Annotated in this window: 7 protein-coding genes and 1 pseudogene; 3 read left to right on the top strand and 5 right to left on the bottom strand. The window is 74.0% G+C overall.

Translation table 11 applies throughout. The features are described from left to right. The coding region (locus tag RIF68_RS23300) for an NAD-dependent epimerase/dehydratase family protein (protein ID WP_309053238.1) at window positions 1–475 on the bottom strand (475 nt) is incomplete at its 3' end. 38 nt (window positions 476–513) lie between these two features. On the opposite strand from RIF68_RS23300, the gene RIF68_RS23295 reads away from it, so the two are divergent. Further along, window positions 514–1,014, top strand: coding sequence for a GNAT family N-acetyltransferase (locus tag RIF68_RS23295; protein ID WP_309053237.1), 501 nt, complete (start codon window positions 514–516; stop codon window positions 1,012–1,014). On the opposite strand, the gene RIF68_RS23290 is transcribed toward RIF68_RS23295, so the two are convergent. Beyond that, the gene (locus tag RIF68_RS23290; RefSeq protein WP_309053236.1) at window positions 1,011–1,685 is read right to left on the bottom strand and encodes a TetR family transcriptional regulator; all 675 of its coding nucleotides are present in this window, start codon (window positions 1,683–1,685) and stop codon (window positions 1,011–1,013) included. The genes RIF68_RS23295 and RIF68_RS23290 overlap by 4 nt on opposite strands. Window positions 1,686–1,771: 86 nt before the next feature. Between RIF68_RS23290 and RIF68_RS23285 the strand changes: the two genes are divergently transcribed. Then, window positions 1,772–2,566 (top strand): SDR family NAD(P)-dependent oxidoreductase, encoded by a 795-nt coding sequence (locus tag RIF68_RS23285; protein ID WP_309053235.1) that lies wholly within the window; start codon window positions 1,772–1,774, stop codon window positions 2,564–2,566. 36 nt (window positions 2,567–2,602) lie between these two features. Here the strand turns inward: RIF68_RS23285 and RIF68_RS23280 are convergent, their stop codons facing one another. Further along, window positions 2,603–3,124: a DUF4240 domain-containing protein gene (locus tag RIF68_RS23280; protein WP_309053239.1), complete on the bottom strand. Its 522-nt coding sequence runs from the start codon at window positions 3,122–3,124 to the stop codon at window positions 2,603–2,605. 99 nt (window positions 3,125–3,223) lie between these two features. Here RIF68_RS23280 and RIF68_RS23275 point away from each other — a divergent pair, with 99 nt between their 5' ends. After that, window positions 3,224–4,153, top strand: a complete 930-nt coding sequence (locus tag RIF68_RS23275; protein ID WP_309053234.1) for an SDR family oxidoreductase — start codon at window positions 3,224–3,226, stop codon at window positions 4,151–4,153. Here the strand turns inward: RIF68_RS23275 and RIF68_RS23270 are convergent. Further along, a complete protein-coding gene (locus RIF68_RS23270; RefSeq protein WP_309053233.1) occupies window positions 4,144–5,109 on the bottom strand; it encodes a YafY family protein in 966 nt (321 codons plus the stop codon). The genes RIF68_RS23275 and RIF68_RS23270 overlap by 10 nt on opposite strands. A gap of 45 nt (window positions 5,110–5,154) precedes the next feature. Continuing rightward, window positions 5,155–6,413: pseudogene (locus tag RIF68_RS23265) on the bottom strand (pyruvate dehydrogenase (acetyl-transferring), homodimeric type); the annotation flags it as partial.

Below are 6,413 nucleotides of genomic sequence, written 5' to 3'. Positions count from 1 at the left end.
CCTCCCACTCCACGCACACCGAGGGCAGGAAGCCGCTGCCCGCCGGGGCGCTCTCGTCCACCGCCCGGCTGCCGGTGTCCCCGTACCAGCCGAGCGCCGTCCCGCAGACCAGCACCTCCGGCGGGTCCGCGAGCGAGGCGAGGGCCTGGGAGATGGCCGCCGTACCGAGGACCCGGCTGTCGCGGATCTCCTTCTTGTACGCCTCGTTCCACCGGCGTTCGCCGACCCCGGCGCCCGCCAGGTGCACCACGGCGTCCACGCCGACGAGGCCGGCGGCGTCCACGTACAGCCGCTTCGGGTCCCACTCCACCTCGTCGGCGGTCCGGGCGGGCCGCCGGACCAGGCGCAGGACGTCGTGGCCGTCGGCGCGCAGGGAGCGGACCAGGGCCGAACCGATGAGACCGGAGGCACCGGTGACGGCGACGCGCCTGCGGGTGGCGGGGGTGCGGGGAGCGGATCGCTGCATGCGCCCCATCCTGCCCTTCCCGCTCCGGCCGTGGCACAGTGACCGGCATGATCACGCAGGAAACACGGATACGCCCCGCCGTCGGCGCGGACGGCGACGCCCTCGGCCGGCTGGACCGGGACACCTGGTCCCCCCTCCACGCGGTGCTGCCCCGGCCCACGGAGCCCTACGCACCCTTCTTCGACGAGCGGGACCGGCCCGAGGACTACCTCGTCGCCGTGCGCGGGGAGGAGGTCCTCGGCTACGTGCGGGTGGTGCCGCCGACCCGGCTGCCCTCCAACGCCCACGTCCGCCAGATCCAGGGCCTCGCCGTCGCCGACGCGGCCCGCGGGCAGGGCGTGGCCCGGGCACTGCTGCGGGCCGCCATGGACCGGGCGCGCGCGGAGGGCGCCGTCCGCCTCACCCTGCGCGTCCTCGGCCACAACGCGCCGGCCCGCGCCCTGTACGCCTCCGAGGGCTTCGTGGTGGAGGGCGTGCTGCCGGGGGAGTTCCTGATCGACGGAGCCTCGATCGACGACGTCCTGATGGGCCGCTCGCTGGCTCCTTAAGGAGTGTCCCGCCGCCGTCCCAGGAGGCGCGTGCCGCCGGTCAGTTCGCGCAGGCAGCGGACGGCGAGGGCGGCCGGGGAGCCCTCGCCGCGCAGGGGGGCGTCCGTCTCGGCCCAGGTCTCCAGGGCGATCCGGATGGCGTCGGTGGCGGCGGCCGCCGCCAGGCGGACCTCCAGGAGGTCGGCGTCCGGCCCGGCGAGCCCGGCGACGATGTCGCGCAGCCGCTCCTCCGACTCCTGGTTGACCCGGTACCAGACCGCCCGCAGGGCCGGGTCCCCGGCGGCGGCCCGCAACAGGCCCCGGGTCCGGCGCAGCCCCTCCTCGTCCGCCTCGGTCGCGGGGGTCAGCGACTCGGCGACCGAACGCTCCAGGGCCTCGGGCACGGCGGTGCCGGGCCGGGCCTCCGCGAGCCGTTCGCGCCAGCGGTCGGCGCCGGCCGACAGGAGGGGGGCCACCGCGTCCTGCTTGGAGCGGAAGTAGCGGTAGAAGGTGCGCAGGGCGACCCCGGCCCGTTCGGCGATGTCCTCGGCCGTGGTCCCGTCGGGGCCGTGCTCGGTGAAGAGTTCGGCGGCGGCGCGGGCGATGTCCAGCTGCGTGGCCGCCTTGCGGCGCTCGGTCAGGGAGGGCTTGGTGCTCACCGTACGAAGCGTACGCCTGCGGGCGCCGGGCATGCACGTTCTGTCATAGTGGCAAAACGTGCCACATGGGCGTACGGTGGCAGGCGCTCCGCCCCGTCCGACATCGAGAGGTCGTCACCATGAACCAGCTGACCCGCTACACCGGCCGCCGCGCCCTCGTCACCGGCGGCGGTTCCGGCATCGGCCAGGCCACCGTCGTGCGCATGCTCGCCGAGGGCGGCCGCGTCGTCGCCGCCGACATCAGCGAGGAGGGCCTGAAGGACACCACCGCCCGGGCCGGAGCGGCTGCCGACCGCCTCACCACCGTGGTCCTGGACGTCGCCGACGAGGCCTCCGTACGGGCCGGGGTCGCCGCCGCCGTCGAGGCGCTCGGCGGCCTGGACGTCCTGGTCAACGCCGCCGGCGTGCTGCGCTCCTCGCACACCCACGAGACGACCCTCGACGCCTTCGAGCAGATCCTCCGGATCAACCTCACCGGCACGTTCCTCGTCATCCGCGAGGCGATACCCGCCCTCCTGGAGGGCCACGGTCCCGCCGTCGTGAACTTCTCCTCCACGTCCGCGATGTTCGCCCACCCCTACATGGCGGCCTACGCGGCCAGCAAGGGCGGCATCCAGTCCATGACCCACGCGCTCGCCGCCGAGTACGCCGGGCGGGGCATCCGCTTCACCGCGGTCCAGCCGGGCTCCATCTCCTCCGGCATGACGGACGGCTCCGGCGTCAGCCGCCGGTCGGTCGGGCCCGGCCTGCCCGCCGACGCCGACATGTCCCTCTTCGTGAAGCTCGCCCCGGCCCTCGGTCAGGGCTTCGCCGGGCCTGAGACCGTCGCGGGCGTCGTCGCCATGCTCGCCTCCGAGGACGGCGCGTTCATCACCGGCACCGAGGTCCGCGTCGACGGCGGCACCCACTTCTGACCGGCACGGGCCGCCGGGGCCGGCGCGACCGGTTCCTCAGGCGCCGCCGAAGCGGGCCCACAGCCGGGGGAAACGGGAGGCCAGGACCGCGTCGTCCGACAGGTCGAACGGGGTGCCCAGGGGCTCCCCGCCCGGCATCGGGACACCCAGGTCCGGCGTCTCGGCGCCGGTCAGCGTCTCGTACGCCTCGTCCGCCGCGAAGCCGATCTCCTCGCCGTCCCCGTCGATCTCCGGATCGAACTCGTCGAGCAGCTCGGCCAGCGCGTCCGGGTCGTGCACCGCCCCCTCGTACACCTCCCGGCCCTGCCCGATCAGCCAGCAGCGGAAGGAGTCGAAGGTCTCCTCGCCCGCCTCGTCGAACAGCACGGCCGCGGCCCCCCACAGGTCCCAGAGGTACGCGCGGTTGAACCGGGCCTCGAAGTGGCGCGCGTAATCGAGCACGGAGTCGGGGTCCAGCCGGGTCAGCCGCTCCACGAGCAGCTCCGCCTGCTCCTCCGGGTCGCCCTCGGCCTCCGCGCGGGTGGCGTCGATGATCTCCCAGAACTCGGTCTCGTCCATCACGGCTCCAGCATCACGGTTCGGCCGGTGCGACGCACCCGGAATGCCCGATATGAATCCGGACAGAAGATGTCGCCTTTCCCTGTCAGCCTGGGGACCATGACGACAGAGAACACACCCCTGCGCGGACGCGTCTGCCTGGTGGCCGGGGCCACCCGGGGCGCCGGACGGGCCATCGCCGTCCAGCTCGGGACCGCCGGAGCCACCGTCTACGTCACCGGCCGCACCACCCGCGACCGGATCAGCGAGGTCGGCCGGGCCACCGAGACCATCGAGGAGACCGCCGAACTGGTGACGGCCGCCGGCGGCGAGGGCATCGCTGTCCCCACCGACCACCTGGAACCCGGCCAGGTGCGGGCCCTGGTCGAGCGGATCGACCAGGACCACGGCCGCCTCGACGTCCTCGTCAACGACGTGTGGGGCGGCGAACACCTCCTCGTCGCGACCTTCGGCAGGAAGACCTGGGACATCGACCTCGCCGACGGCCTGCGCATGCTGGAGCTCGGGGTCCGCACCCACCTCGTCACCGCGCACGCGGCCCTGCCGCTGCTCGCCCGCCACCCCGGCGGCCTCGTCGTGGAGGTCACCGACGGCACCACCGCCTACAACGGCACCCACTACCGGGAGAACCTCTTCTACGACCTGGCGAAGAACGCCCCCATCCGGATCGCCTTCGGCCTCGCCCGCGAACTCGCCGACGCCGGCGGCACCGCCGTCTCCGTCAGCCCCGGCTGGCTCCGGTCCGAGCAGATGCTCGCCCACTTCGGCGTCACCGAGGAGAACTGGCGCGACGCGACGGAGCAGCTCCCCGACTTCGCCGTCTCGGAGTCACCGGTGTACGTGGGCCGGGCGGTCGCCGCCCTCGCCGCCGACCCCGGACGGGCCCGCTGGAACGGGCGGTCGCTCGACAGCGGGCAGCTCGCCCGGGAGTACGGCTTCACCGACGCCGACGGCTCCCGCCCCGACTCCTGGGGGTTCATGGCGGCCAAGGAGGCCGACCCGGACACCCGCCCGGAGGACTACCGGTAGAGCTCCGCCAGGCCCCGGGCCGCCGCCGTGAACCGGGCGCGCAGCGACTCCGGGGCCAGCACCTCGGCCTCAGGACCGAGACCGAGCAGCTGGCCGAAGGCCACGTCCTCGTTCTCGGTCCTGAGCGTCACCGTCAGCCGCCCGCCGGCGTCCCGCTCCCCGGCCGCCAGAGCCTCCTCGGCGGCCGCCCGGTCCGTCACGTACGGCAGCCGGCGCGCCCCCGCCCCGGTCAGCCGCAGCACGACCTCCGCGCGCAGCAGCGAGCGCGCGAACTCGGCCGCGCGCTCGGTCCAGAACGCCGCCAGGTCGAACTCCGGATCCCGTACGAAACGCTCCTCGCCGACCGCCACCCCGGTGAACCGGTCCACCCGGTAGGTGCGGTACGAGGAGCCGGCCAGGGCGCACACGTACCAGACGCCCGCCTTCAGGACGAGCCCGTACGGCTCCAGGTCCCGCTCCACCTCCGTACCGTCCCCGCGCCGGTAGCGGGCCGCGACGCGGCGGTCGTCCCAGACGGCCTCGGCCAGCGGGGCGAGCAGTTCGGGCGTCTCCGGCTCCTGGTACCAGCCGGGCGCGTCCAGGTGGAAGCGGCGGGCCGCCGAGGCCGGCGCGTCCCGCAGCGAGGGCAGCAGCGCCGCCGACACCTTCAGCCGGGCCGCCGAGGCCGCGTCCTCCAGGCCCATGTCCCGCAGCGCGCCCGGCAGCCCCGACAGGAAGAGGGCCTCCGCCTCACCGCGGGCCAGCCCGGTCAGCCGGGTGCGGTACCCGCCGACCAGCCGGTACCCGCCGTTCCTGCCCCGGTCCGCATACACCGGAACCCCCGCCTCCGAGAGGGCGAGGGCATCACGGGTGACGGTCCGCTCCGACACCTCCAGCTCGGCGGCGAGCTCGGCGGCGGTCATGGACGGGTGGTTCTGCAGCAGCAGGACCATCTTGATGAGACGAGCGGCACGCATGACTCCATCATGCGTGCCGCTCGATCGACCTCTTTCCGTCGGCCCTTACAGGCCGTAGCGCTCGCGCGCCTCCTTCACGGCCGTCGCCGCGACCTCGCCGCGCCGCGCCAGCTGCGCCAGCGCCGCCACGACGATCGACTGCGCGTCGACCCCGAAGTGCCGGCGGGCCGCGTCACGGGTGTCCGACAGGCCGAAGCCGTCGGCGCCCAGCGAGGACCAGTCCTGCTCGACCCACTGCGCGATCTGGTCCGGGACCTGGCGCATGTAGTCGGAGACCGCGAGGACGGGGGACTCGACGCCCTCCAGGGCCTTGCGGACGTACGGCACCCGCTCCTCACCGCGCAGCAGCGCCGCGTCGGCCTCCAGCGCGTCGCGCCGCAGCTCCGTCCAGGAGGTCGCGGACCACACGTCGGCGCCCACGCCCCACTCCTCGGCGAGCAGCTTCTGCGCCTGCAGGGCCCAGTGGATGGCCGTGCCGGAGGAGAGCAGCTGGATGCGCGAGGCGTTGGCGGGCAGCTCCAGACCGGCCGACTCGGCGGTGTTGAAGCGGTACAGGCCCTTGATGATGCCCTCGTCGACGCCGGCCGGCTTGGCCGGCTGCGGCATCGGCTCGTTGTAGACGGTGAGGTAGTAGAAGACGTCCCGGTCCTCGCCCTCGGCCGCCTCGCCGTACATGCGGCGCAGGCCCTCCTTGACGATGGCCGCGACCTCGTACGCGAACGCCGGGTCGTACGTCAGCGCCGCCGGGTTGGTGGCCGCGATGACGGGGGAGTGGCCGTCGGCGTGCTGGAGGCCCTCACCGGTCAGGGTGGTGCGGCCGGCGGTCGCGCCGACGAGGAAGCCGCGGCCGAGCTGGTCGCCGAGCTGCCACATCTGGTCGGCGGTCCGCTGCCAGCCGAACATCGAGTAGAAGATGTAGAACGGGATCATCGCCTCGCCGTGCGTCGCGTACGACGTCGAAGCGGCGATGAAGTCGGCCATGGAGCCGGCCTCGGTGATGCCCTCGTTCAGGATCTGGCCGTTGACGGCCTCCTTGTAGTACATCAGCTGGTCGCGGTCGACCGGCTCGTACGTCTGGCCCTTCGGCGAGTAGATGCCGAGCGAGGGGAACAGCGACTCCATGCCGAAGGTGCGGGCCTCGTCCGGGACGATCGGGACCCAGCGCTTGCCGGTCTCCTTGTCGCGGACCAGGTCCTTGATCAGGCGCACGAAGGCCATGGTGGTCGCGACCGACTGCGAGCCGGAGCCCTTGTCGAAGGCGGTGAAGGCCTTCTCGGCCGGGGCCGGCAGCGGGGCGAGCGGGT

This window comes from Streptomyces sp., from assembly GCF_031178505.1.
Taxonomy (GTDB): Bacteria; Actinomycetota; Actinomycetes; order Streptomycetales; family Streptomycetaceae; genus Streptomyces; species Streptomyces gulbargensis.
Note: the sequence above shows the minus strand (reverse complement) of the source record. Positions and strands in the feature narration are given on the sequence as shown.

Bases quoted from the DNA above. Each gene is read 5' to 3' on its own strand.
- RIF68_RS23295 (WP_309053237.1), top strand. From the start codon at position 514: ATGATCACGCAGGAAACACGGATACGCCCCGCCGTCGGCGCGGACGGC.
- RIF68_RS23290 (WP_309053236.1), bottom strand. From the start codon at position 1,685: ATGCCCGGCGCCCGCAGGCGTACGCTTCGTACGGTGAGCACCAAGCCC.
- RIF68_RS23285 (WP_309053235.1), top strand. From the start codon at position 1,772: ATGAACCAGCTGACCCGCTACACCGGCCGCCGCGCCCTCGTCACCGGC.
- RIF68_RS23280 (WP_309053239.1), bottom strand. From the start codon at position 3,124: ATGGACGAGACCGAGTTCTGGGAGATCATCGACGCCACCCGCGCGGAG.
- RIF68_RS23275 (WP_309053234.1), top strand. From the start codon at position 3,224: ATGACGACAGAGAACACACCCCTGCGCGGACGCGTCTGCCTGGTGGCC.
- RIF68_RS23270 (WP_309053233.1), bottom strand. From the start codon at position 5,109: ATGCGTGCCGCTCGTCTCATCAAGATGGTCCTGCTGCTGCAGAACCAC.